Here is a 25,776-nt window from a genome sequence, read left to right on the forward strand (position 1 = left end):
CTGCGGCGCATCGGCGCAGTCGGCCCGTGCTCGTCAGCCCGTGGTGCCGCCTTGGCCGTCCAGGACCTCGTGCAGCCAGGCGCGTTCGGCCCGGCTGATGGATCGGGCCATGAGCAGCATGCCGCGGCGATAAGGGTCGGCGACTTCCTCCGCCGGCAGGGGGCGGTCGCCGTCGTAGAAGAAGCTCGCGGGCGTCTCCAGGAACTCCAGCCGCCGCCGTAGCACCGCGTGCTGCTGTTCCGTGTCGGGCAACAGGGAGAGGAAGGCCAGGAGCGTGAAGAACCGGTTGTGGTCGGTGATGTCCTGCTGGGTGGGCTCGCGCAGGCGTTCCAGCAGTTCGGCGCGCCCTGCGTCGGTGAGGGTCAGCACGTACCGCTGGGCCGCCGCAGCGCCAGGTTCGGTGTGCCGGGCCAGCAGGCCGCGCTTGACCATGCGGTTGATCGCTGGATAGAGGCTGCCGTCGCTGATCGGCCGGGTATGGCCGGACAACTGTTCGACGCGGCGGCGCAGCACGTAACCGTGCAGCGGGCCGTCCGCGAGATGACCCAGGATCGCGAGCTCCAACACGCCCCCATGGTCGCATGCACTGGCGAAATACCGCGTACCGAGGTACCACGAATCGCATGTTAGCTTTCAGGTATACCTTGAATCGAGGTATCGGTTGGGGCCGGTGCTGGTGTCCCACCCGCCTTCAGGTCGATCACAGAGGAAGAGAAGGGCCATGTCCCAGACGTCCGATCCGCCCGCCGAACTCCAGCCGAAGGAGGCCGGCCCCGCTACGGCCGCACGGCACTCAGCCGCCGCGGAGACGCTCCCGTGGGGTGACCGGCGGGCCTTCGAGGACGTTCAGCGCGGGCGGATCGCCGCGATCGACCCCCCGGTTATCCGGGACGGCTCGGGCAGGGTGGTCTGGGACCTGACGGCGCACTCCTTCATCGACGGTGACGCACCGACGACGGTGCACCCCAGCCTGTGGCGACTGTCCCAACTGCACCGCAACCACGGCCTGTTCGAGGTCACCGACGGCGTCTACCAGGTGCGCGGCTACGACGCCGCCAACATGACGGTCGTCACCGGTGAGGAGGGCTATGTCGTCATCGACCCCCTCACCTGTGTCGAGACCTCCGCGGCCGCCCTGGACCTGGTCCGCCGCACCCTCGGGGACCGCTCGGTCACCGCGGTCGTGCACACCCACGGCCACATCGACCACTTCGGCGGGGTCAAGGGAGTCGTCGACGAGGCCGACGTCCGCGCCGGCCTGGTCCCGGTCGTCGCCCCGGCGGGCTTCTACGAGCACGCCGTCAGCGAGAACGTCTCCGCAGGCGTCGCGATGAGCCGCCGCTCCGGCTTCATGTTCGGCGGCCGCCTGCCGAAGGGCCCCCGCGGCCACGTGATGAACGGCAGCTGCGCTGCCGTGGCGACCGGCCGCACGTCCCTGATCCGTCCGACGCACGAGGTACGGCGCACGGGCGAGGAACTCGTCCTCGACGGGGTCCGGTTCGTCTTCCAGTACGTGACCGACACCGAGGCGCCCGCAGAGGTGAACTTCCATCTGCCCGAGCGCCGGGCGCTGTGCATGGCTGAGTTGATCTCCCACCACATGCACAACCTGTACACGCTGCGCGGCGCGCCGGTCCGCAACGCCGCCGCGTGGAGCGCCGCGATCGACGAGGCGCTGCGCCTGTACGGGGCCGACTCCGACGTCGTGTTCCTCGGCCACGGCTGGCCGGTCTGGGGCCAGGAACAGATCGCCGAGCTGCTCGGCATGCACCGCGACCTCTACCGCTATCTCCACGACGAGACCCTGCGCCTGGCCAACCACGGCTACACGCCGAACGAGATCGCCGAGCTCTTCCAGCTGCCCGAGCCGCTGGACGCCTACTGGGCCAACCGTGGCAACTACGGCGCCACGCGCCACAACGTCAAGGCCGTCTACCAGCACTACCTCGGCTGGTTCGACGGCAACCCGGCCCACCTCGACCCACTGCCGCCCGCCGAGGCAGGACGGCGCTACGTCGAGCTCATGGGCGGCACCGACGCCGCGGTCACCCACGCCCGCACCGCCCACGAAGCCGGCGAGGACCGCTGGGCCGCCGAACTGCTCGGGCACGCCCTCGCCGCCGACCCCGACCACCGGCCCGCCCGCCTGCTCCAGGCCGACGTCTTCGAACAGCTCGGCTACCGTTCCGAGGCGGCACCCTGGCGCAACTTCTACCTCGTCGGCGCCCAGGAACTGCGCCACGGCGCGCCGGCGGGGCAGCCGTCCGGCGGCGCCGGCCCGGACCTTGTGGCCGGCATGACGACGGAGATGGTGCTGGACTACATGGCGATCCGCCTCAACGGCCCGAACGCCGCCAAGACCCGCCTCCGCATCGGGCTCGACATCACCAGCGACCGGCTCGACGACACGACCAAGGACCGCCTCCTGCTGATCGTGGAGAACGGCATCCTGCGCCACACGCAGCCGCCCTTCCCCACCGAGCCGACCGGCACGCTGCGCATCACACACGCCGCACTGGCCGACCTCGCCTACGGCACGACGCCCCTCGGTCAACTCCTCGCCGACGAAGCCGCCGCAGTGGACGGCGACCGTACGGACATCGAGGCCCTCCTCGGCCTGCTCGACACGTTCACCGGAACGTTCGACGTCGTCACTCCGAACCTCCGATGAGATAGAGACGGCTCCTCCCCGACCGCGGCGAGGGCACGCTCAAACAATGGCGTCAGGCAGAATGCCGGAAAGGGCTGGTCGCCGGCCCCTTATGCGTGAGCGGACGGTGCGGCACGAGCCGTCACGAGCCGCACCGCGCCCCACGGTGAACATGCTCTGACCAGGGGATTCCGGACACGGAAGCAGCGTCCGGAATCATCGGCAAGCCCTGGCCAGGACTTTTAATCCATTGGTTGTGGGTTCGAGTCCCACAGGGCCTGCGGTTGGCAGGCGAGGGGCACCCTCCTCCGGCCTGTCACGTGGCGTCCGGTCCGGCTTCGGCCGGGGCGGGCGCCGTTTCGTTCTCCGGGCCCGCGGGAGCGTCCCCTCCCTGCCCTCTCGACTCGTGCCCCTCTTCACAGGCATGGCCGTCGTCACCGGGGTATGCGTGTGGCCGGAGGGGAGGTGCGCATGTCCGAGCTGGCGGCTGACTTGTGGGACGTGGGCAATGGGCAGGGGCTGCGGCAGCTGTCCGAACTCGGTGTGGCCCTGGTGCTGTCCACCCTGATCGGCTGGGAGCGGGCCGCGCAGCAGAAGAGCGCGGGACTGCGGACCCACACCCTGGTCGGCATCGCCAGCGCACTGATGATGGAGGTCTCCCAGCACGGCTTCACCAACGTGCTCGGGCTGGACCACGTCTCCTTCGACCCGTCGCGGGTGGCCGCCCAGATCGTGTCCGGCATCGGTTTCATCGGCGGCGGACTCATCTTCGTACGCCGGGACGCCGTCCGCGGCCTGACCACCGCGGCGACGGTCTGGCTCACCTGCGCGGTGGGCATGGCCTGCGGCGGGGGCCTGCCGATCCTCGCCATGGCGGTCACGGCCCTGCACTTCCTCGTCGTGCGGGGCTACCCGCTGCTCACTGCGCGTCTCATGCCGGACAGGGCGCCGTCCGTCTTCGAGTTGCGCATGACCTACCGCACCGGAACGGCCCTGCTGCCCCGGCTGATGGAGATCTGCACCCGGCGCGGTTTCCGCATCCTCCAGGTCAAGGTCGACCGGCTGCCCGGCAGCACCGACCCGGCCGCACGCGTGCTGCTCGAGCTGGAGGGTACGACCGACACCGGACGGCTGACGGCCGAGCTGTTCGAGAACGAGGGAGTGCTGGATGGGGAGATGACGGCCGCCACGGACGACGAGTAGAGACGACGAGCGGAGTCGTACCGGTGGCGGTCGGCGAGCGGCATTTAGAGCGCGAGCCCTGCGGGTACCCGGGCGTGGTGGCCGGAAGTGTGGTGTCGTCCCTGGCGTCCGTGACCCGTGCCGGGGTCAGCGGGGCGTGGGCCCTCGGCGCGGCGGGCGCCCGAACCGCCGGGCGGGTGGCGCCGGTGGCGGCCAGGACCGGGCTGCGCGCCGCCGAGGGGAGCGGGCGGATCGCGGTGTCGGCGGTCCAGCAGGGCGTCTCGGCGGCCGCGGGGGTGCCCGGGCGGGCCGTACGGGCGGGGCGCGTTCTGGCCGATCTCCATCCGCGGCGGCACACCCGTCATGTGTGGGCCTCGCACGGGCGTGCGCACATCGAGGTGCGCGGGCTCGATCGCGGCGGCCGCACTCGGGAACGGCTGACGGGCGGTGTGACCAGGGCGCTGCGTGGGCTGAGCGGGGTGCGGTGGGCCGAGGTCAACGCGGTGACCGGCCAGGTGCTGCTGTCGTTCGACGAGCGCAGTGTCGGGGTCGACCGCCTGCTGAACACGGTCAGGGCGGTGGAGAAGGCCCAAGGCGTGCGGGACGCGGACTTCCCCTGGGCGCAGCCGGTCACCCCGGGCGACGACGCGCCGGTCGCGGCGGTGACGGCCGAGTTGCTGGTCGACTGCGCGGCGGTGGCAGCCGGAGTGGTCCGGAGGGTGTTCGGGCTGCCGTCGCTGCCCCGGGTGGTGCCCGTGGCGGTGGCGGCGCTGGAGCTGGAGCGGGGGCTGCGCAGACCGTTGGTGCGCCGTATCGGGCCGCTGGAGACCGATCTGCTGCTGTCGCTGGCCGGCGCCGTCGTGGGCGGGCTGTACGGCGGCATCGGGATGCCCGCCGTCGACGCGGCGAACCGGACGCTGCTGCTGCGCGAGATCCGGGCCCGGCGTCAGGTGTGGGAGCGGCGCGAGAGGGACCTGTGCCCGGGCCCCGCCTGCGTGCCGCACACCCGGCCGGTGCGGCATCTGCGGGGCAGGGCCCGGCCACCCGGTCCCGTCGAGCGGTGGGAGGCGCGGCTGGCGTCGGCCGCCCCGCTCACCGCGGTGGCGGTGTTCGCACTGAGGGGCAGTACCGGCCGGGCGGCGGACGCCCTGCTCGCCGCCGTCCCCCGGGCGGCCCGTTACGGGCGGGAGGCCTTCGCCGCCACGGTCGGACGTGAGCTGGCACGGCGTGGTGTCGTACCGCTGGACCCGTCGGCGCTGCGGCTGCTCGACGTGGTCTCCGCCGTGGTCGTCGACTCCGCGGTGCTGGTGACGAAGGGCGGGCGGCCGGCTCCGCCCGCCGTGACGGTGCTGGCCGCCGCGCGCGCCACCGGAGCGCGTGTGGTGCTCAGCGAGGACGAGCGCATCCGGGAACTCCTCTGCCCGTCCGACGAGATCGTGGGCGGGCGCGAAGGCCTCGCCGGCCGGGTGTGTGAGCTGCGGGACCACGGGGAGGGGGTCCTGGTGATCTCGGGTTCGGACGCGGAGGCGCTGGCCGCCGCGGACATCGCGGTCGCGGTGCCCGACGCGCCGGGCGCCGAGGCGTCCTGGTCGGCGGACCTGGTCTGCGCGGACGGTCTTCAGGACGCCTGGCGCATCCTGCGCGCGGTGACCGCGGCGCGCGCGGTCTCCCGGCGCTGCGTCCTCCTGGCGCTGGCAGGCTCCGCCACCGGAACCCTGATCGCCCTCGTCGGCCGGAGGCACGGTGTCCTCCGCGCCCTCACCCCGGTGCATGTCGCGAGCCTGCTGGCCATGCTGTGGTCCACCAGGACGGCGCGGCGCGCGTTGCGGTGAGCCTCGGGGGACGTGATCCGGCCGCGCCGGGGCTGATGCCGACCGGCTTGCTCGCCTCGCGGTTGGCGTGGCTCAGCTTCGTGGGCGGGAAGGGCGCCTCCCGCCCACGGCTGAGCTCCGGCTCCCGGTCTGCCTCAGGTTCCGGTGACCTCGACCACTGCCAGGTTCTTCTTGCCCCTGCGCAGCACCAGCCAGCGACCGTGCAGCAGCTGGTCGGCCGTGGCGACCGCGTCCTCGGCGGTCACCTTGACGTTGTTCACGTAGGCGCCGCCCTCCTTCACGGTGCGGCGGGCGGCAGACTTGCTTGCCACCAGGCCGACCTCCGCGAAGAGATCGGTGACCTGGCCGAGCTCGCCCACCTTGGCGTTCGGGAGCTCGGAGACCGCGGCCGCCAGAGTCGCCTCGTCGAGTTCGGCGAGTTCACCCTGCCCGAACAGCGCCTTCGACGCGGCGATGACGGCAGCGCACTGGTCGGCGCCGTGAACCAACGTGGTCAGCTCCTCGGCGAGCGCGCGCTGCGCGGTGCGGGCTTGCGGTCGCTCCGCGGTCACCTTCTCCAACTCCTCCAGCTCCTCGCGGGACTTGAAGGAGAGGATGCGCATGTACCGCGAGATGTCCCGGTCATCGGTGTTCAGCCAGAACTGGTAGAACGCGTACGGCGTGGTCATCTCCGGGTCGAGCCAGAGGGCGCCGGTCTCCGTCTTGCCGAACTTGGTGCCGTCCGCCTTCGTCATCAGCGGCGTCGCGAGCGCGTGCACCTCGGCGTGCGGTTCCAGGCGGTGGATCAGATCGAGACCGGCCGTGAGGTTTCCCCACTGGTCGCTGCCGCCCGTCTGGAGCGTGCACCCGTACCGCCGGTACAGCTCCAGGAAGTCCATGGCCTGGAGCAACTGGTAGCTGAACTCCGTGAAGCTGATGCCCTGCTCGGACGCCAGGCGCTGGGCGACCGAGTCCTTGGTGAGCATCTTGTTCACTCGGAAGTGCTTGCCGATGTTGCGCAGGAACTCGATCACGGACAGGCCCGCGGTCCAGTCCAGGTTGTTGACCATGGTCGCCGCGTTGTCGCCCTCGAAGGAGAGGAACGGCTCGATCTGCGCGCGCAGCCGGGCCACCCACCGGGCGATGGTCTCCGGGTCGTTCAGGGTGCGCTCGGCGGTCGGCCGCGGGTCGCCGATGTGGCCGGTCGCGCCGCCCACGAGCGCCAGCGGCCGGTGCCCTGCCTGCTGGAGCCGGCGTAGGGTGAGCACCTGCACCAGGTGGCCGACGTGCAGGCTGGCCGCGGTGGGGTCGAAGCCGCAATAGAACGTGACGGGGCCGTCCGCGAGAGCCTTGCGCAGTGCGTCCTCATCAGTGGCCTGGGCGATCAGCCCACGCCACTTGAGCTCGTCGACGATGGCCGTCACGGTCCTGTGTCTCCTCGAGTCGCGCGTGTCAATGTGGCGGCCAGTGTAGTGCTCCGGCCGCATCTCTGCGTTTGTGCTGCTCAGCGGCAGTGCGTGGAAGGAGCGGCCAGGCCGTTTCCGCAGCCTGGAAGTGTCCTGAACCACACGGTCCCGGACCGGCCCGCTCAGCCGCCGTCAGCCCGCCGTCAGCTCCGTGAGCGGCAGCGTGTGCTGGGTGTGGACCACCTTCGCGCGCAGGTAGCGCACGTTCTGGGCGGTGGTGAAGACGCCCGTGGGGACGCGGTGGGTGACCGTGAGACCGAGGTCGCGGAGCTGCTGGGCCTTGTCGGGGTTGTTGGAGAGCAGGTCCAGGGCGTCGATGCCGAGCGCCCGGAGCATCTGCGCGGCGGCCGTGTAGTCGCGGGCGTCCTCCGGCAGGCCGAGCGCGGCGTTCGCCTCGTAGGTGTCCAGGCCCTGGTCCTGGAGGGCGTAGGCGTCGAGCTTGTTGTAGAGGCCGATGCCGCGGCCCTCCTGGCGCAGGTAGAGCAGGACGCCGCCGTGCTCGGCGATGCGCTCCACCGCCTCCCGCAGCTGGGGGCCGCAGTCGCAGCGGGCCGAGCCGAAGACGTCTCCGGTCAGGCATTCGGAGTGCAGCCGCACCAGCGGCGGCCTGCCGGCGGCCGGCTCGCCGAGGATCACGGCCACGTGCTCCTGCCCGTCGGCCAGGCCGTGGAAGGTGACCAGGTCCGCGGTGACCGTGTAGCCGTCGCCGAAGCGGAGCGGGACCGTCACCCGGGTGCGGACGGTGGCGGCCGGAAGCCCGGCACCGGGCAGGCCGCCACCGAGCAGCTCGGTGGCGGGAAGAACGGCACCGGGCAGGTCGTTGGCGGGAAGGGGGACGGCCAGGGCGGCTGCGGGCAGCCCCGCCGGGTGCGGGGCGGTTGTGTGCGGGTCGGCTGTGTCACCGGAGTCGCGGGAAGGGGCGGTCTCGTGTGCGTCGCGCATGGCTGTCGTCTTTCTCCTGGCCGACGATGGCGGGTGCGGAGGATGCGCCTCATGCTTCAGATTTGAAGCACAACCTCGGTCGAGACTCTATCCCTGCTTTAAGTTTCAAGCAACTATTTTGCCCGTGTCGCCTGAGTCACGGTGTGGACGAACGCCGACGCCACGGCAGCTCGCCGCACGCCGACCGCTCCTCGTCCTGCTGGAGCGCCTGCGTGATCCGGGAGCAGATCGCCTCCAGTTGGGCCACCTGCTCCTCGGTGAGGTGGTCGAAGACGGCCGAGCGGACCGTCTCGACATGACCGGGCGCCGTACGCTCCAGGAGCGCCCTGCCGTCCTCCGTCAGGACCGCCACGCTGCCGCGCTTGTCGGTCGGGCAGCCCTCCCGGCGGACCGTTCCGTCCTTCTCCAGTCGGGTGACCGCATACGTCAGCCGGCTGCGCGTGATCTTCAGTGCCTCGGCGAGATCGGTCATGCGCATACTGCGGTCGGGCGCCTCGGAGAGGTTCGCCAGGATCGAGTAGTACAGGTGCGGCATGCCGGCCTCCTGCTGGAGCTGCCGGTCGATCGCGTCCTCCAGGAGCCAGGACGCGGCCAGGTACGCGCGCCAGGCACGCTGTTCCTCGGGGGTGAGCCAGCGGGTCGTCATACTGGCAGTGTAGTTATTGTTTAAAAGTTGAACCAAGCTGCCTCGTTCACCGGATCGTCCCGACCCCAGGAGCGCCGCCATGGCCCACCCCTACGTCCTGTTGTCCGCCGCCGTCTCCCTCGACGGCTTCCTGGACGACACCGGGCCGGAACGGCTGCTGCTGTCCGGCCCGGAGGACTTCGACCGGGTCGACGAGGTGCGGGCGGGCAGCGACGCCATCCTCATCGGCGCGGGCACACTGCGCATCGACAACCCCCGGCTGCTGGTCTACTCGCCCGAGCGGCGTGCGGCCCGCCTCGCCGCCGGGCTGCCGGAGTACCCGCTGAAGGTCACGGTCAGCGCGTCCGGGGACCTCGATCCGCAGGCCCGCTTCTGGCACACGGGCGGCGCGAAGACCCTGTACACGACGGACAAGGGCGCCCGGCGGCTGCGCGGTGTGCTGCCGGCGGACGTGGAGGTGGTCGCGCTCGGGCCGGACGTGGAGTGGCGGGACGTGCTCGACCACCTCGGCGATGTGAAGGGCGTACGGCGGCTGATGGTCGAGGGCGGCGGGAGCGTGCACACGCGGCTGCTCCAGCAGGGGCTCGCGGACGAGGTGCAGCTCGTGGTGGCGCCGCTGTTCGTGGGGGAGCCGGACGCCCCGCGGATGTTCGGGCACGGCGTGTACCCGCCGGGCCGGATGCGGCTGGTGGAGACGCGCGCGGTCGGCGACGTGGTGCTGATGCGGTACGTGCCCACCGCGCCCGGCACCGGGAGGCTCGCCTCGGCCGCGGACCGGCGATGGCTGGAGGTGGCCTGCGAGCTGGCGGACCGGTGCCCGCCGTCACAGACCGCCTTCAGCGTCGGCGCGGTGGTCGTCGCCGCCGACGGCACGGAACTGGCGCGGGGCCACTCCCGGGAGGGCGGCGACCCCGTCGTCCACGCCGAGGAGGCGGCGCTGGCGAAGCTGGACCCGGCGGACCCGAGGCTGGCCTCCGCGACGGTGTACAGCAGCCTGGAGCCGTGCGCCCGCCGCGCGTCCCGGCCTGCGCCCTGCTCCCGGCTGATCATCGACGCGGGGGTACGACGGGTGGTGACGGCCTGGCGGGAACCGGACACGTTCGTCGCGTCGGCTGACGGGAACGCGGTGCTGGCGGCCGCCGGCGTGGACGTGGTGCTGCTTCCGGAGTACGAGGGCCGCGCCAAGGCCCCGAACGCCCATCTGCTGCCCCCGGCCGCCCGTTCCTGACGGTCTCCGAGGGGGCCGAGCCGCTCCGTCTACGGCCGGAAATCGCTGGTGCGACGGCATGGGGGTACAACCCGTGCGCTACCTGTCGCGCGCATGGCGTACACTGGAATCACCGACGCGGGGTGGAGCAGCTCGGTAGCTCGCTGGGCTCATAACCCAGAGGTCGCAGGTTCAAATCCTGTCCCCGCTACTGAAGGCCGAGGGCCGGAGTCCGAAAGGACTCCGGCCCTCGGTGTCTCCCCGGCTCTCCTTCACCCACTGGCGGCTACTCCGCCCGGCCCACAGCGGTCGCCCCCCGCCGCCCTTCCGGGAAGCCTGGACGGGTGGTGCAGCAAGCAGGAGAGCGGTGGTCATGGGAGCAGGACGATCCGGACGAGCGGTGTGGGCCCGCCGGGCCGTGTGAGGAGAGGGTCGAGGACCACGAGCGGTCGCGCGGGCGTCTCTCCGGCCGTCACGACCGGTCGGGCGGGTGTCTGTCCGACCGCGGCAACCGGTCCGGCGGGTGTGTCCCCGACCGCGAGGACCGCCGACCCGGCAGACCCGGCCGGCTCGTCGAGGCCCCCGGAGCCCCAGAAGCGCCCGAAGCTCTCGGAGCCTTCGAAGCTCCCGCGCCCGGCCCCGGCACCCCCGTCCCCGCCCCCGGCGCGAGGGCCGTTCGGGGGCCGGCGTACGCAGGGGCCGAGGCGGAGGCCGCCGCGGAGGCCGAGGAGCGGCGGATCTCCTACGCGCGGTCCTTTCTGCGGGCCCTGCCCGGGCTGCTGATCGTCGCGGGGGTCTGCTTCGACCTCTTCGCCCCGGCCGACTACACGGCAGGCCCCCTCTTCACCGCCGCGCCGCTCGTCGCCGCGCCCCTGTTCTCGTTGCGCGGCACCGTCCTCACCGGCACGGCGGCCGTCGCCGTCGTCCTCGGGGTCCACCTCGGGCTCGGCGTCCTCGGAAAGGCGGGCGAGGTCACCGAGGTGGCCACGGTCGTCACCGTCGCCGCCCTGGCCGTCCTCATCAACGTGCTGGTCCGCCGCAACGTCGCCCGCCTCGCCTCCGCCCGCCAGATCGCCGAGGCCGCGCAGCGTGCGGTGCTGCCCGAGCCGGCCGCCCGGATCGGTGGGCTGGACATCGCCGCCCGCTACGAGGCCGCCCAGGCCGACGCGTTCATCGGCGGCGACTTGTACACCGTCCAGGACTCCCCGCACGGGGTACGGCTCGTCGTCGGCGACGTACGCGGCAAGGGCATGGGCGCCGTGACGGCCGTGGCCGTCCTGATCGGCGCCTTCCGGGAGGCCGCCGAACAGGAGCCGACGCTCGAGGCCGTCGTCCAGCGCCTGGAGCGGGCGCTGTCACGCGACCGCGCCGGACGGGAGGGGCCCGACGTCTACGAGGGGTTCACCACCGCGGTCCTCGCCGAGATCCCGCACGGCTCCGGCGTCGTCCGCATCGTCAACCGCGGCCACCCCGTTCCGCTGCTCCTGCTCCCGGACGGCTCCCTGCGTGAACTGCAGGCCCGCGAGCCCGCGCTGCCGCTCGGCATGGGCGACCTCGGCGTCTGGCCCGACCGGGCGGAGGAGTGGGACTTCCCACCCGGCTCGACGCTGCTCTTCCACACCGACGGCGTCTCGGAGGCACGGGACGCGCACGGCCGGTTCTACGACCCCGCCGTCCGCCTCGCCGGACGGGTCTTCCCCGGCCCCGGCGCCCTGCTGAGCACTGTGACGCGCGAGGTCGCCCGGCACACCGGGCGCCGTGGCACGGACGACATGGCTCTGCTGGCCGTGCGCCGGCCCGCGGCCCATGAGCCCGGTCACGAAGAGTGAGTAAGTCATGTCCCTCCGCATAACAGCTGACATACCGTCAATGCCTGTGTGGTCGCTGGGGCGGTGGCGACTCGCCCGATTTCCTCCGTTAAGACCGTGAAAGTCCAGGTCGACGGCATGACGGATCTGCCCGAACGGCTTGGAATACGCGCCTCGGGTCTATTAACGTTCGATAACGCAGCGCGGTCGTCCCAGCCGTCACCAGAGGCGGCTCCGTGCGCGCCTGCCGAATCCCGCGAGGGAGCCGGGGAACCACCACCTTGGGGTGAATCGAGCGGATACCGCCGTGTCGCACGGCCGGTATACGCGCGTAGGAGACCTTCCTGCTCCGAACCCGTCAGCTAACCCGGTAGGCGAGACGGAAGGAAAGGAGTACGCCCACGTGGCGTTCAACCGGCCTGCCCAGAGCACTTCGTTCGCCCCGAACGGCACTCGGACGCTCGACGTCGCACCCGGCATCGACGAGGGCCCCTGGGAGGAGTGGAACCCCACCGAGGACTCCCTCCGCTCCGTCCGCGGCCGGCACCGCGTCGTCAAGCAGCGCGGGGGCGGGCTCGCCCGCAGCTCCACCGTCCTCGGCGTCGGTGTGATCGCCGCCGTCGGCGCGGGCGGAATGGCCACCGCGCAGTCCGGCAAGCCGCCGGTGTCCATATCCCTGCCGGACCTCTCCTCGGTCACGGAATCCGCCAAGGCGCTCATCGGCGACGACTCCGCCGCACCCAAGAGCTCGGCCACCGCTCTCAGCAGCGTCGGCCGGACCGATGCCGGTGATGCCACCGGCACCGCGAACGCGAAGGGCGCGGGCGAGGCGCTGCGCGCCCGGATCATGCAGCAGGCCGAGTCCCAGCAGGACCGGATCGCGCAGAAGGCGGCGCAGGCCGCCGAGGACGCCGCGGTGAAGAAGGCCGCCGCCGCGGCGGCCAAGGCGCAGGACGACGCGCAGGCCAAGGCCGCCGCTCTGCAGAAGAAGGCGCAGGAGGCCGCGCGGCTCGCCGCACTCGCCCGGCAGTTCACGCTGCCGACCTCCTCCTACACCCTGACCTCCCACTTCGGCGACGCCGGTGCCATGTGGTCCTCCGGCTTCCACACCGGCCTGGACTTCGCCGCACCCACCGGCACGCTCATCAAGGCCGTCCACAGCGGCACGATCACGGAGGCGGGCTGGGCCGGTTCCTACGGCTACCGCACGATCCTCACCCTCGACGACGGCACCGAGCTGTGGTTCTGCCACCAGTCGTCGATCAGCGTCACGGTCGGGCAGAAGGTCGGCACGGGCGACGTCATCGGCCGCGTGGGCGCGACCGGCAACGTCACCGGGCCGCACCTGCACCTGGAGGTCCACCCGAACGGCGGCGCCGCGATCGACCCGTTGGCCTGGCTGCGCGGCAAGGGCCTCAACCCCTGACCGCACCCCGCGAAGAGCGCGCAGTTTGCACGATCTTTGCGGGCTTCCCGGAAGACACCGGCGCGGTCCAGGCGTTGACACAGAGCATGACTTCTCTTCGCAAGCTGGGTTCTTCCGATCTCGAGGTCTTCCCGCTGTCCCTCGGCGGCAACGTCTTCGGTTGGACCGCCGACGAGACGCAGTCCTTCGCAGTCCTCGACGCATACGCGGAGGCGGGCGGGAACTTCGTCGACACGGCCGACTCGTACTCGGCCTGGGTGCCGGGGAACAAGGGCGGCGAGTCCGAGACCATCATCGGCACGTGGGTGAAGGCGCGCGGCAACCGCTCCGACGTGGTCATCGCGACCAAGGTCAGTCAGCACCCCGACTACCAGGGGCTGACCGCCGCCAACATCAAGGCCGCGGCCGACGCGTCCCTGCGCCGTCTGGACACCGACTACATCGATCTCTACTACACGCACTTCGACAAGCCCGAGGTGCCGGTCGAGGAGATCATCGGCGCGCTCGACGAGCTGGTGAAGGCGGGCAAGGTGCGCGCCATCGCCGCCTCCAACATCTCCGCCGAGCGCCTGAAGGAGTCCCTGGACTTCTCCGACCGCGAGAACCTCGCGCGGTACGTGGCGCTGCAGCCGCACTACAACCTGGTCTCGCGCGACACCTACGAGGGTGCGCTGCAGGACCTCGCCTCCCGGGCGGGGCTCGCGGCGGTTCCGTACTTCTCGCTGGCCTCGGGCTTCCTGACCGGCAAGTACCGGCCGGATACGACGGTGGAGTCGGCGCGCGCGGAGGGTGCGGCCAAGCACCTGGCGACCGAGCGCGGACAGCGCGTCCTGACGGCCCTCGACGAGGTCGCCGAGGCCCGGGGCGCCGAGATCCCGACGGTGGCGCTCGCCTGGCTGGCGGCCCAGCCGACGGTCGCGGCCCCTATCGCCTCGGCGCGGACGGTGGAGCAGCTGCCGGCGCTGCTGGCCGTGGCGGACCTGACGCTGACGGACGAGGAGGTGGCCAAGCTGACGGAGGCGTCGGCGTAGGGCCCCCAGAGGGCGGAATCCGGCGGCGCCGAGCTCCCGGCAACTCCTAGGACTGATAGGGGTTGTGCCCGGGATACGGCGCCGCCGGACCGTACTGCGGCATCGCGGGGCCGTACTGCGGCATCGCGGGGCCGTACTGCGGCGTCGCGGGGCCGTGCTGCGGCGTCGCGGGGCCGTACCGCGGCGCCCCCTGGAAGGCCACGTGCCCGTACCCCGGCCACACCGGCGGAGCCACGGGTGCCGTCGCCCGTGCCGCGTAGGCCAGCGCCGGCCGCGCCACCTCCCGGCGCGCCCACAGCTCGGTCAGCAACTCCCGTTCCCGTACGACGAAATCGCCGCTCACCCGCCCCCGGCGCCCCCGGTGGCGGAGGAAGGCCAGGGACGTCGCGTACGCCTCGTACCGCGCGACCGACCGTGCCGCGTCCTTCCCGAAGTGCTGCCTCGCGTACTCACGGGCCAGCCGCCGCGCCCGCATCGAACCGAGCACGAACGGCTCCACCGGCCCCATCCACCCGGCGACCACGTACGCGGGCAGCTCCTCCCGCACCGTCCGCAGCTCCCGCTGCCGCGTCCAGATGACCAGCCAGGTCAGCAGCCCGAACGCGGGCACCATGAACGACGCGTACACGGCGAAGAACCCGTACTGGCCGAACGTGGACGACCCGTTCCACATGGAGTGCATGCCCATCGCGAGCAGCAGCCCGCCGAGCGGCGCCGGCACCCGCCACACGTGCCGGCGTTCCGCGGACAGCGCGGCGATGCCGAAACCGATGCCGGTGAGCACGGTGAACAGCGGGTGCGCGAAGGGCGACATCACCACGCGGACGAAGAAGGTCGCGGCCGTGACGGACGCCAGCCCGCTTCCCCCGCTCATCTGGTCGGTGCCGAAGGCCGTGCCCAGGTAGAGGATGTTCTCGGTGAAGGCGAAGCCGGTGGCGGTGACGCCGGCTATCACCACCCCGTCGACGATCCCGGTGAAGTCCCGTCTGCGGAAGAGGAAGACGAGCAGCACGGCCGCCGCCTTCGCGGACTCCTCGACGATCGGCGCTATCACGGTCGCGCCGAGCGTGTCGGCGCTGTGCGGATCGGCGGTCGCGGTCGCTATCCACCGGGTGGCGAAACTGTTGGCGACGATCGCGATGAGGGCGGCGGCGCACGCGCCCCAGGCGAAGGCGAAGATCAGGTTCCGCCAGGGGCCGGGCGCCACCCGGTCCAGCCAGCGGAAGGCCGCGATGAGCAGCGGCACGGGCAGGACCGCGAGGCCCAGCCCGACCAGAAAGCCCTCGGTCCCGGTCTGCTGCCGCACGAGGGCCAGGATGACGAGCCCGGAGAGCGCGAGGAGCGTGATCAGCGCCCCGTACCGCACCCACCGCCTCTGCCACCAGTGCGGGTGCCCGAACGAGCCGCCGCCGGCGGAGTCGCCGCCCGGATGGGTCGGGTACGAGGGAAAGGTGGCCACGGCATCGACCCTAACCAGACGGGGGCGCCGCCCGCGACGGTGTCCAACAGACGCGCGGACGCTCAGTCTTCGGCGGTGGGCTGCGCGCTGTGCTGTACGCGCCGGAAGAGCAGGTCGCTCACGACATGACCCTTGTCCAGACCCTGCCCTTCGAAACGGGTCAGCGGCCGGAAGCCGGGGCGTGGCGCGTACCCGCCGCCGGGCTGGGTGTTCTCGAACCGCGGGTGCGCGGTGAACACCTCCAGCATCTGCTCGGCGTACGGCTCCCAGTCCGTGGCGCAGTGCACCAGCGCGCCCGGCTTGAGACGGCTCGCGGCGAGGGTGAGGAAGTCGGGCTGGATGAGCCGCCGCTTGTGGTGGCGCTTCTTGGGCCAGGGGTCGGGGAAGTAGACGCGCAACCCGTCGAGGGAGTCGGGGGCGAGCATCTCGCGGAGCAGGATGATCGCGTCGCCGTTGCCGACGCGGATGTTGGTCATTCCCGCCCGGTCGGCGAGGGCCAGCAGGTTGCCCTGGCCGGGGGTGTGCACATCGACGGCGAGGATGTTGGTGTCCGGGTCGGCGGCGGCCATCTCCGCGGTGGCCTCGCCCATGCCGAACCCGATCTCCAGCACGACGGGGCGGCTGTTCCCGAACAGCTCGGCGAGGTCGATGACGCGCTGCCCGTCGATGTCCAGACCCCACTTGGGCCACAGCCGCTGCAGCGCGTCCGCCTGCCCGGCCGTCACCCGGCTCCGCCGCGGCTGGAAGCTACGGATCCGCCGCTCGAAGTGCGACCCGGCGGGATCGGCCTTGGGCCCGTCGGGAAACCGGGGCTCGCCCTTCGCCCGGGTGTGCCGAATGGACGCGCCGGCACCGCCACCGGCGCCGCCACCACGGGTGACCTGGGAGTCTTCGGGAGCGAAGTTGAGGGAATCAGACACAGTGGGATCAATTTTAGAGGTAGGGCGGCTGTTGCCGGCCCGTCCGGGGGTCCCCCGTGGCAGCGCTGCCCGGGCACCGCTCACTCCCGCCCCAGCACCGCCAACGCCCGCCGTGCCACCTCCCGCCCGATCGGCAGCGAAGCGGTAGCCGCAGGGGACGGCGCGTTCAGCACGTGGACCGCGCGCGCCCCCTCCCGGATCAGGAAGTCGTCCACCAGCGTCCCGTCCCGCAGCACCGCCTGCGCCCGCACCCCGGCAGGGGCCGGCACGAGGTCGTCCGCCCGCACCGCGGGCAGCAACCTCCGCACGGCCTCGGTGAACGCCCCCTTCGACACCGACCGGCGCAGCTCCCCCGCCCCGTACCGCCAGTGCCGCCGCGCGATGCGCCACGTTCCGGGCCACGCCACCGTCGCGCCCAGCTCCCGAGGCCGTACGACCCGCCAGCCGTACCCCTCGCGGGCCAGCGCCGGCACCGCGTTCGGACCGATGTGCACCTCTGAGTCGATCCCGCGGGTCAGATGCACACCGAGGAACGGGAACGCCGGATCCGGCACCGGATACACCAGCCCCCGCACCAGCTCGGACCGGCGCAGCGCGTAGTACTCGCCCCGGAACGGCACGATCCGTACCCCGGGGTCGTCCCCGGTCAGCCGGGCCACCTCGTCGCAGTGCAGCCCGGCGCAGTTGACCAGCACACGCGCGCGGAGCACCGCACCGTCACCCGTGCGTACGGCGACCCCCAGCGAGGCGCGCCGGTCGATCCGGAGGACGTCCGCCCCGTACCGGATCTCCGCGCCGGAGGCCTCCCCGAGCTGCCGGGCGACCGCCACGAAGTCGCAGATCCCGGTGCTGCCCACATGGATGGCCGCGAGACCCCGCACCTCGGGCTCGTACTCCGCTATCTGTGCGGCGCCCAGCTCCCGTACCGGAATGCCGTTCTCCCGGCCGCGCTGCACCAGCGCGTGCAGGCGCGGCAGCTCCTCCCGTTCGGTCGCGACGATCAGCTTGCCGGTGACGGCGTGCGCGATGCCGTACTCCGCGCAGAACTTGACCATCTCGGCGGCGCCCTCGACCGCGTACCGGGCCTTCAGGGAGCCGGGGCGGTAGTAGATCCCGCTGTGGATGACCCCGCTGTTGCGCCCCGTCTGGTGGCGGGCCGGGCCGGCCTCCTTCTCCAGGACGGTCACCCGCGTGCCGGGCGCGGCACGCGTGATCGCATACGCCGTCGACAGGCCGACGATTCCGCCACCGATCACCAGCACGTCGCAGTCGTAGGCGATCTGCCGCACCTGCTCCACCTCCCGGTTTCGATAGTGCACTGCGCCACTGACAATGCCTTCAAACCCGGGGAAGCGCCCTGCGGCCGCGCCGTCAGACCGGGGCCATCAACAGCGGCCGCGCCCGCTCCCGCAGCTCCGCCACGCGCGGTTCGTCGCCGTACGGCTCCAGCCGGTGCAGCAGGTCCCGTACGTACTCGGTGGTGCGTGCCGACGATATGCGCCCGGCGATCTCCACCGCCCGCACGCCCTGCTCGCACGCCGCGTCCAGGTTGCCCGACTCCAGCTCGGCGACCGCCGACACCACCAGGCGCAGCCCGTGCGAGCGCACGTACTCCTCCCCGGGCCGCGACAGCGCCTGTTCGGTGAAGCGGCGGACCTGGCGCGGGGCCTTGAGGTCGCGATAGCACTCGGCGGCGTCGGCGGCGAAGCGGTCGTAGGAGTAGAAGCCGAGCCAGGACGGGTCGTTGTCGCCGTCGCGGGCCCGCTCCAGCCAGCCCTCGGCGGCCTTCAGGGCCGCGCCGGCCGCCTGGGCGTCACCCGCGCGCGCGTGCGCTCGGGCCTCCACCAGGCGGAAGAAGCTCATGGTGCGGGCGGTGGCCAGGCCGCGGTTGCGCTCCAGGGCGGCCTGGGCGAGGTCGACGCCCTCGTCGCCGAAGCCGCGGTAGGTCGCCTGCAGCGACATGGAGGCCAGGACGTAGCCACCGAGGGGCACGTCGGCCGCCGCGCGCGCGAGGCGCAGCGCCTGGATGTAGTAGCGCTGGGCGGCCTCCTGCTGGCCGGTGTCGAACGCCATCCAGCCCGCCAGCCGGGTGAGTTCCGCTGCCGCGCCGAACAGCGCTCTGCCGACCTCGTCGGAGTACGACCCGAGCAGCAGCGGCGCCGCCTCCACCCTTAAGCACTCCGGCACCATCGACGACCGCCAGTCGCCGCCCCCGTACTTGGAGTCCCAGCGCCTCGCGTCCTCCGCCGCCTCGCGGAGCTTCCGGACGTCGCTGTGGCCGACCTTGATCGGCGCCCCGGACCCGTCGCCGGGGGCGGGGTCGCGGGCCACCGAGCTGTCGGCCGGTGTTATCAGCCAGCGGGAAGCAGGGGTCGCGTAAGCGCTCACTGCGAAAGATCCGGCCAGCGACTGCCAGATGCCGCCGCTGCCGGCCCGGCGCCCGGCGAGGTCGAGGCGGTAGAGCTCCGTCGCCGACCTCACCGCCTGTCCTACGTCCCGGGGGAAGGCCAGGCCCACTTCCGGTGCGGGATCCGCGTCCGCCAGACCGATCTCGTGGAGCGGTACGGGGCGGCCGAGCTTCTGGCCGATGGCCGCGGCGATCAGGTGCGGCGCGGCACCCTGCGGCACCATGCCCTTCGACACCCAGCGGGCCACCGAGGTCTTGTCGTAGCGAAGTGTCAACCCGCGCTGGGCACCAAGATCGTTGACGCGCCGGGCGAGTCCTGCGTTGCTGATTCCCGCGAGGGCGAGAACGGCGCCGAGCTTTTCGTTCGGCCCGCGTTGCTCCCTGGACATGCGCCACCCCTCGACACAGACGGCTGCCGCGGCGGTGGCATAACCGCGCGGCATTCGTAAACCCAGCGTAGTTCGCCGCATCCCATGCGTTAAGGGGCGTAAATCCGGTTGGCGGGATTGTGGTCCGCACTTATGTACGGAGTGTCGTCACGTGCTACCGCTGTGTGGCCGTGCGCCCGTCCGTGCGCTCTTCTCCGGCCACCGCGGGGGCGGTTCCATGGGCCGTGCGTGGGTCGGCCCGCTGTACTGGATCCAGTGGGCTGGGGGACACCGCCGCCTTCATCCCCGCGGGCGGCGGACCGGTCCGGGAGGCGAACCCCGTCTCCCGGACCGTGCGTTGCGCAGGGCCTGTACGGAGCGTGCCCAAGCCTGGCCGCCCGCAGCCGATTTGGCCGAAAATCGATGGTGGATTTCACCACCCATCAACGCCCCGACCACGACTCTTGAGGGCGCGAACGGCGTTTTCGGGGAGCATTACGGGGGCGCATTCGCGTCGCTGTTTCCTTCGCCGCTCTCCGACGGCCGTGGGTCGCACGGGAGTTCACCGGCTCGTGGGCCGCTCTCCACGGGCGCATCACGGGGCGCACGAGCTGTGGCTTGCACCCTCCGGGGCGGATTCTTCGTGGCAGCATGGTGCCGTTCGTACGGTGCACTGGTTGTCCACAGCCTGTGGAGGCGTCGATGCGGTGGTTGGTGGGATGGAGCAGCACCGCCGCGGGATCCGTCGACCCCGGCTCGGCCGGCGCCACCGGTTACGACGGCGAGACCGTGCACCCGGTCGGCTCCCAACTCCTGTGGGGCGACCCCGATCCGCTGTGGGCGGTCGGCGACTGGCGTCCCGACGAGGTGCGCGTGGTGAAGGCCGACGCGCGGACCCGGATCGCGGTCCTCGGTACCTGCGGCGCGTCCGACGAGCAGCTGCGCGTCGCGCTGTTCGCCGCCCGCGGCGGGGCGCTGCGCCATCTGACCGCCTGGTCCGGCAGCTACACCGCCGTGGTCCAGGTCGGCCGCAGGATCACCGTGTGCGGCGACCTCGCGGGCGCCCGGCCGGTGTTCTATACGCCTTGGGCAGGCGGCACGGCCTACGCGACCGCCGCGCTCCCGCTCGCCGACCTCATCGAGGCCAACCTGGACTTCGGGCACCTGGCGGCCCTGCTCGCCGCCCCCGACGTACCGGCAGCGCTGCACCACTCCACCCCGTACGACGGCGTACGACGCATCCCGCCGGGGCACGCGCTGATCCTGCGCGCGGGTGCCCGGGAGGTCGCCGGGTACGAGCCGGTCGCCTCCCTCGCGGTCGCGGCACCCCCTGCGGATGCGGCCGACGCGGTGGACGCGGTGCGCGACGCCCTGGTCGACGCCGTACGCGCGCGTCTGTCGGCGCCCCGGCACGTCCCGAGCGCCGACCTCGACCCCGGGCCGGTGCCCGGCATGGGACCCGCGGAACGCCGTGCCGCGCGCGGAATGCCCGTCCCCGGCATCGGCGCCGACCTGTCCGGCGGCCCCGCCTCCGGCACCCTGGCCCTCCTCGCGGCCGGACTGCCGGGCATGCCCGGCACGATCCTCGGGCACGGCACCGGCGCCGGCGAACGCCTGCTCGCCGTCACCTTCAACGACCTCGCCGTCCAAGGCCGCGAGGCCGAACTGGAGCGCGCCGGTACGCTCGCGGCCAACCCCCGGCTGCACCACGTGGTGGTCACCGGCGGCGAGGAAGTGCTCCCCTACGCCGACCTGGAGGGCCCACTGACGGACGAACCGGGCCCCTCCCTGGTGACGGCGGCCCGGCACCGCGCCCGTCTCGCCTCGGGCAGCGCGGACCACTTCACCGGCTACGGCGCCCGGCAGGTCCTCGACGCGCACCCGGCCCGGCTCGCCGACCTGCTGATGGACCGCAAGCGCCGCCACCTGGTGCGACCCATGGCCGCGCTCGCGAAGGCGGACGGCTCGGTGATGGTCCCCGCGCGCGTGTACAGCGCGGCCCGCAAGCTGTCCCGCACGCCGTACCGGGCCGGCGTCGACGCACTCGCCGACCGGCTGATGCGGCGGCGGTTCGAGGAGCCCGGTGGTGCCGTGGGCGCGTCGCTCGCCGCGCTCACCTGGGCGAGACCCGGGCCGGCGGCACGCTGGCTGACCGGGGAGGCACTGGCTGAGGTATCGGTTCGCCTCCAAGGGGCCGTGGGCCGGCCGGACGTGGGCCCGGGGCAGCGTCCCGGCGACCACCGCGCGCGTGCCGCACTGGCGAGACACGCCACCGACCTCCGCGTCCTGGAACAGGCCGCCGAGATCCGCTCCCAGCGGCTGCACGCCCCCTTTCTGGACAACCAGGTCGTCCGCGCCTGCCGCGCGCTTCCCGAGACCCTGCGGGTGCAGCCGGGGGCACGGGCGGCGATCCTCCGCACGGTCCTCGAGGGCGCGGGCGTCGGCGCCCTGCCGCCCGGCTGGGGCGCCCCCTCCCACGGCTCCTCGGCGGCCGCGACCCGCGCGGGCCTCAGGCTCGCAGCGAACTCCCTCGTCGACCTCTTCGCCGCCCCCCTGCTGGCGGAAGCGGGCCTGGTGGAGGCCCGAGTGGTCCGCAAGGCGGTACGCGCGACGGCCGAGGGCGCCCCCTTCCCCCTGGACGGCCTGGCGGACCTGGTCTCCCTGGAACTCTGGCTCCGCCGCCTCCTGTCCCGCCGAGGCACCTGCTGGACGGGAACCCCGGCAAGGGCACGCGCGGTACCGGCGGGGATCTCGCCCCGGGGGAGGGCGCTGGGGGCGGGGGCGTAGGGCACGGGCACGGCGTGCCTGGGGGCGGGCGACGCAACCGCCACAGCCACCGCAGCCGCGGGCAGCGGCGGCCGCTGTGGCTGCTGTCGCCGCCGTGGCTGCGGGCAGTGCGCCTCGCGCGGTGCCGTGACCGCCCGGGGGACCCCCGGGGACGGCACGGGGTGGGGGTGCCCCCCTGCTCCACGAGCTTGGGGGAGGCACCCACCCCCGCGACAATGACCCGGTGCGGTACAGAATCCTGGGCACGGCCCAAGCAGAGGACGACCAAGGAACCCCGGTCCCCCTGGGCGGTCCCCGTCTCCGCGCCCTCCTCACCGCCCTGGCCCTCCGTCCGGGCCGCACCACCGCCCCCCAGACCCTGATCGACGAGATCTGGCCGGACGAGCCCCCGCTCGACGCCCCCGCCGCGCTCCAGGCCCTCGTCGCCCGCCTGCGCCGCACCCTCGGCCGGACCGCCGTCGCCTCCGCCCCCGGTGGCTATCGCCTCGACGCCGGTCGTGACTCCGTCGACCTCTTCGTCTTCGAGGATCTCGTCCAGCGCGGCACCACCGCCCTCGCCGACGGCGACCCGCACAGCGCCGCCCGGGATCTGCGCACGGCCCTCGCCCTGTGGCACGGTCCCGCCCTCGCCGACCTCCCCGACCGCACCGCCGCCGCCCGCCCCGAGGCCCTGCGCCTGACGGCGACACGCGCCCGCATCGAGGCCGACCTGCGTCTGGGACACGCCCCCGACGTCGTACCGGAGCTGACGGAACTGACGACGGCGCACCCGTACGACGAACCCCTCCACGCCCTCCTCATCCGCGCGCTGCGCGCCACGGGCCGTGGCGCCGACGCCCTCGCGGCCTATGAACGCGTCCGCCGGGCCCTGGCGGACGGCCTGGGCACCGACCCCGGCCCGGAACTGAAGTCCCTGCACGCCGAGCTGCTGTCCCCTCAGACCTCCCGGCAGACATCCGCTCGTTCCTCCGTGCCGCCCACTCCCCGGTCCTCCGGGCCGAGCTCACCGCAGCCCCACACCCCGCTCAAGCCTCCGACGGCCCCCCGCACCGGCAACCTCCGCCCCCGCCTGAACTCCTTCGTCGGCCGGGAGCGCGAACTCGAGGCCATCCGCTCGGACCTGCACAGGTCCCGCCTGGTCACCCTGACCGGATCGGGCGGCTCCGGGAAGACCCGTCTCGCCGAGGAAGCCGCCGCCGGGCTGCCGCAGGCGTGGCTGGCGGAGCTGGCCCCGCTGGATCGGGCTGAGGCGGTACCCGCCGCCGTGGTCAGCGCCCTCGGGCTGCGCGAGACGGTGCTGATCACCAACGAGCTGGCGATGCCGCAGGACGATCCCGTCGCCCTGCTGATCGAGTACTGCGCCCCGCGCAGCGAACTCCTGATCCTCGACAATTGCGAACATGTGATCGATGCTGCGGCCGAGCTGGCCGAGACGCTGCTCACGCACTGCCCGGGCCTCACGATCCTCGCCACCAGCCGTGAACCGCTGGGCGTACCCGGCGAGTCGGTCCGCCCGGTGGAGCCCTTGCCGCCGGACCCGGCGCACCGCCTCTTCCTCGAGAGGGCGGCGGCCGTGCGCCCCGACCCGCACGCCGTCCACGACCCGGAGGCCGTCGACGAGATCTGCCGCCGTCTCGACGGCCTGCCCCTCGCCATCGAGCTGGCCGCCGCCCGCCTGCGGCTGCTGACCTCCCGGCAGATCGCCGACCGTCTCGACGACCGCTTCCGCCTCCTCACCTCCGGAAGCCGCACGGTGCTGCCCCGCCAGCAGACCCTGCGCGCGGTCGTCGACTGGTCCTGGGACCTGCTCGACGAGCGGGAGCGCACGGTACTGCGCGAGGTCTCCGTCTTCGCCGGCGGCTGGGACCTCGCCGCCGCCGAGGCCGTGTGCACCGGCCCCGTCGCCGACCTGATCGGGGCGCTCGTCGACAAGTCCCTGGTCATAGCGACTCCGGGCGACGGGGACGGCGGTACGGGCATGCGCTACCGCATGCTCGAGACGATCCACGAGTACGCCACCGAGCGCGCCGCCGAGGCCCCCGAGCTGCGCACCGCCGCCGAGCGCCGGCACCGGGCGTGGGTGCGGGCGCTCGTCGAGGAGGCCGAACCGCAACTGCGCTCCGTGGGGCAACTGCCGTGGATCCGCCGCCTGGAGACGGAACTCGACAACATCCGGGCCGCGCTGTACCGCGCGATCGCCGCCGGTGACGAGGAGGAGGCCGGAGCGATCGCGCTGGCCACGGGCTGGTTCTGGTGGCTGCGCAACTTCCGGCGGGAGGGCACGGAATGGACGGAACGGGTGCTGCGCCTCGGGGCGGCTCTGGATGCCGGCGCCACGACCGGCTCCCCACCGTGGCCGGCATCGGCATCGGCATCGGCATCGGCGTCGGCATCGGCGCCGGTGGCGACCAGGCGTCCCTCCGCCGACGTCCTCGAGGAGCTCGCCGCGGTCGACCACGTCGAAGCGTTCCTCGCCCGCCCGGCCGCCGAGGAGCGGCACCCCCTGCACGCCCTGCGGATGAATCTGCGGATGCTGCACCTGTTCTTCGTCGCGGAATCACGGCCGGCGGAGTCGATGCGGGACGAACGGACCCGGCGGTACACCGCCCGGGTCCGGGCGGCCTTCGAGCCGGGTGGCCCCGACGCGGCCCGGTTTCCCGGCATGCTCTGGGGGCTGATCGCCTTCCACCAGGGCGAGCCGTACGACGTCCGGCACGCCATGGACGCCGTCCTCGCCAACTGCCGTCGCCACGGCGGTGACTGGGAGATCGGCGTGGCCCTCATGTTTCGCGCGCACATGCTCGTCGATTCCCCGGGCGGTCTGCGCGACGTCGACGGCGACCTGGCCGAACTGCGCACGCTCAGCCGTCGCGTCGGCGACCGCTGGATGCGCGCCCAGGTGTCCAGCGCGGTCGGGGAGGCGGCGATGGGGCGCGGCTCCTTCGAGGAGGCGAAGGGCGAGTACGAGGAGGCACTGCGGCTCGCCCACGAGGTGGGGGCGTACGCGGAGTCGCCGTTCCTGCTCGCCCGGCTCTGCGAGATCGCCTACCGGGAGGGCAGGCGGGCGGACGCGCAGGCGGCGCTGGACGAGGCGGGCGACGCCGCCGACCGGTACGGAGTGCACGACGCCCGCGGGTATGTGAGCCTGCTGCGCGCACAGATGGCGCTGGACGACGGGGAGACCCTCCGGGCGCGTGCCTTGTGCGAGAGCGTGCGGGTGGAGACCGCACGGAACGCGCCCCCGCCGCAGTTCATCGCCGCGCTGAACGCCGTCGACGCGCTCGTCACCATCGCCGAGTCCGGCCCGTGCCACGGACTGCCCAAGCTCGCCGAAGCGCTGCGCCAGGCGGTGGAGAACAGGTGCGCGGAGTCGGTGACGGCAGGGCTCGTGGACATCGCGGCGAACGCCCTGGCCGCCCTGGGCGAGCATGCCCGGGCGGTCCGGCTGCTCGCGGCGGCCGACCGGTTGCGCCCGCCGAACGCCGCACGCCCCGGGGCCGATCGCGTCGAGGCGGAGCGGACCGAGGCGGCCGCGCTGAAGGCGCTCGGGCGGGCACGGTTCGGCGTGGAGCGGGCGAAGGGCACGGAGTTCACCCCGGACGACGTGCTGGGCGAGCTGGCGGGCGCCTGCGCGGATCACCCCGCCCAGTGAGTCGGCGGACCACC

17 protein-coding genes, 1 tRNA gene and 1 riboswitch are annotated in these 25,776 nt (G+C 72.9%); of the genes, 10 read left to right on the forward strand and 8 right to left on the reverse strand.

The window, feature by feature from the left end:
* Positions 1-33: 33 nt before the first annotated feature.
* Positions 34-567, reverse strand: coding sequence for a PadR family transcriptional regulator (locus C3488_RS17405; protein WP_103840370.1), 534 nt, complete (start codon positions 565-567; stop codon positions 34-36).
* Between the two features lie 154 nt (positions 568-721).
* Between C3488_RS17405 and C3488_RS17410 the strand changes: the two genes are divergently transcribed.
* From C3488_RS17410 to C3488_RS17420, 3 genes are all read left to right on the forward strand, one after another.
* Positions 722-2,671, forward strand: a complete 1,950-nt coding sequence (locus tag C3488_RS17410; protein WP_103840372.1) for an alkyl/aryl-sulfatase — start codon at positions 722-724, stop codon at positions 2,669-2,671.
* Positions 2,672-3,121: 450 nt separating this feature from the next.
* Positions 3,122-3,853 (forward strand): MgtC/SapB family protein, encoded by a 732-nt coding sequence (locus C3488_RS17415; protein ID WP_103840374.1) that lies wholly within the window; start codon positions 3,122-3,124, stop codon positions 3,851-3,853.
* Positions 3,854-3,930: 77 nt separating this feature from the next.
* Positions 3,931-5,664, forward strand: coding sequence for a heavy-metal-associated domain-containing protein (locus C3488_RS17420; RefSeq protein ID WP_146067880.1), 1,734 nt, complete (start codon positions 3,931-3,933; stop codon positions 5,662-5,664).
* A gap of 134 nt (positions 5,665-5,798) precedes the next feature.
* Here the strand turns inward: C3488_RS17420 and tyrS are convergent, their stop codons facing one another.
* From tyrS to C3488_RS17435, 3 genes are all read right to left on the reverse strand, one after another.
* A complete protein-coding gene (tyrS, locus tag C3488_RS17425) occupies positions 5,799-7,067 on the reverse strand; it encodes a tyrosine--tRNA ligase (RefSeq protein ID WP_103840378.1) in 1,269 nt (422 codons plus the stop codon).
* A gap of 174 nt (positions 7,068-7,241) precedes the next feature.
* Positions 7,242-7,880: a GTP cyclohydrolase II gene (gene ribA, locus C3488_RS17430; RefSeq protein WP_103840415.1), complete on the reverse strand. Its 639-nt coding sequence runs from the start codon at positions 7,878-7,880 to the stop codon at positions 7,242-7,244.
* A gap of 307 nt (positions 7,881-8,187) precedes the next feature.
* Positions 8,188-8,697: a MarR family winged helix-turn-helix transcriptional regulator gene (locus C3488_RS17435; RefSeq protein WP_103840379.1), complete on the reverse strand. Its 510-nt coding sequence runs from the start codon at positions 8,695-8,697 to the stop codon at positions 8,188-8,190.
* 79 nt (positions 8,698-8,776) lie between these two features.
* Between C3488_RS17435 and C3488_RS17440 the strand changes: the two genes are divergently transcribed.
* The 5 genes from C3488_RS17440 to C3488_RS17460 all read left to right on the forward strand — a co-directional run bounded on the left by C3488_RS17440 (position 8,777) and on the right by C3488_RS17460 (position 14,169).
* A complete protein-coding gene (locus tag C3488_RS17440) occupies positions 8,777-9,925 on the forward strand; it encodes a dihydrofolate reductase family protein (RefSeq protein WP_103840381.1) in 1,149 nt (382 codons plus the stop codon).
* Positions 9,926-10,041: 116 nt separating this feature from the next.
* Positions 10,042-10,115 (forward strand) — tRNA-Met (locus C3488_RS17445).
* Between the two features lie 133 nt (positions 10,116-10,248).
* Entirely contained in the window at positions 10,249-11,733 is a 1,485-nt protein-coding gene (locus C3488_RS17450) for a PP2C family protein-serine/threonine phosphatase (RefSeq protein WP_374955424.1), read from the forward strand.
* 214 nt (positions 11,734-11,947) lie between these two features.
* Positions 11,948-12,104: riboswitch (cyclic di-AMP (ydaO/yuaA leader) on the forward strand.
* An 11-nt stretch (positions 12,105-12,115) separates the two neighbouring features.
* Positions 12,116-13,138 (forward strand): M23 family metallopeptidase, encoded by a 1,023-nt coding sequence (locus tag C3488_RS17455; RefSeq protein WP_103840383.1) that lies wholly within the window; start codon positions 12,116-12,118, stop codon positions 13,136-13,138.
* Between the two features lie 86 nt (positions 13,139-13,224).
* Positions 13,225-14,169: an aldo/keto reductase gene (locus C3488_RS17460; RefSeq protein ID WP_103840385.1), complete on the forward strand. Its 945-nt coding sequence runs from the start codon at positions 13,225-13,227 to the stop codon at positions 14,167-14,169.
* Positions 14,170-14,215: 46 nt separating this feature from the next.
* On the opposite strand, the gene C3488_RS17465 is transcribed toward C3488_RS17460, so the two are convergent.
* The 4 genes from C3488_RS17465 to C3488_RS17480 all read right to left on the reverse strand — a co-directional run bounded on the left by C3488_RS17465 (position 14,216) and on the right by C3488_RS17480 (position 19,344).
* Positions 14,216-15,628, reverse strand: a complete 1,413-nt coding sequence (locus C3488_RS17465; RefSeq protein WP_103840386.1) for a PrsW family intramembrane metalloprotease — start codon at positions 15,626-15,628, stop codon at positions 14,216-14,218.
* Positions 15,629-15,690: 62 nt separating this feature from the next.
* Positions 15,691-16,467, reverse strand: coding sequence for a tRNA (guanosine(46)-N7)-methyltransferase TrmB (trmB, locus tag C3488_RS17470; RefSeq protein WP_103840419.1), 777 nt, complete (start codon positions 16,465-16,467; stop codon positions 15,691-15,693).
* 161 nt (positions 16,468-16,628) lie between these two features.
* Positions 16,629-17,867 carry an L-2-hydroxyglutarate oxidase gene (lhgO, locus tag C3488_RS17475; protein WP_103840388.1) on the reverse strand — a complete coding sequence of 413 codons (1,239 nt, stop codon included), beginning with the start codon at positions 17,865-17,867 and terminating at the stop codon, positions 16,629-16,631.
* Between the two features lie 52 nt (positions 17,868-17,919).
* Positions 17,920-19,344, reverse strand: coding sequence for an MFS transporter (locus C3488_RS17480; protein ID WP_103840391.1), 1,425 nt, complete (start codon positions 19,342-19,344; stop codon positions 17,920-17,922).
* 681 nt (positions 19,345-20,025) lie between these two features.
* Here C3488_RS17480 and C3488_RS17485 point away from each other — a divergent pair.
* Entirely contained in the window at positions 20,026-22,110 is a 2,085-nt protein-coding gene (locus tag C3488_RS17485) for an asparagine synthase-related protein (protein WP_103840393.1), read from the forward strand.
* Positions 22,111-22,333: 223 nt separating this feature from the next.
* On the forward strand, positions 22,334-25,762 hold the full coding sequence (locus C3488_RS17490) for a BTAD domain-containing putative transcriptional regulator (protein ID WP_103840395.1): 3,429 nt from the start codon (positions 22,334-22,336) through the stop codon (positions 25,760-25,762).
* Positions 25,763-25,776: the final 14 nt, after the last annotated feature.

The organism is Streptomyces sp. Ru72 (genome assembly GCF_002920635.1).
Taxonomy (GTDB): Bacteria; Actinomycetota; Actinomycetes; order Streptomycetales; family Streptomycetaceae; genus Streptomyces.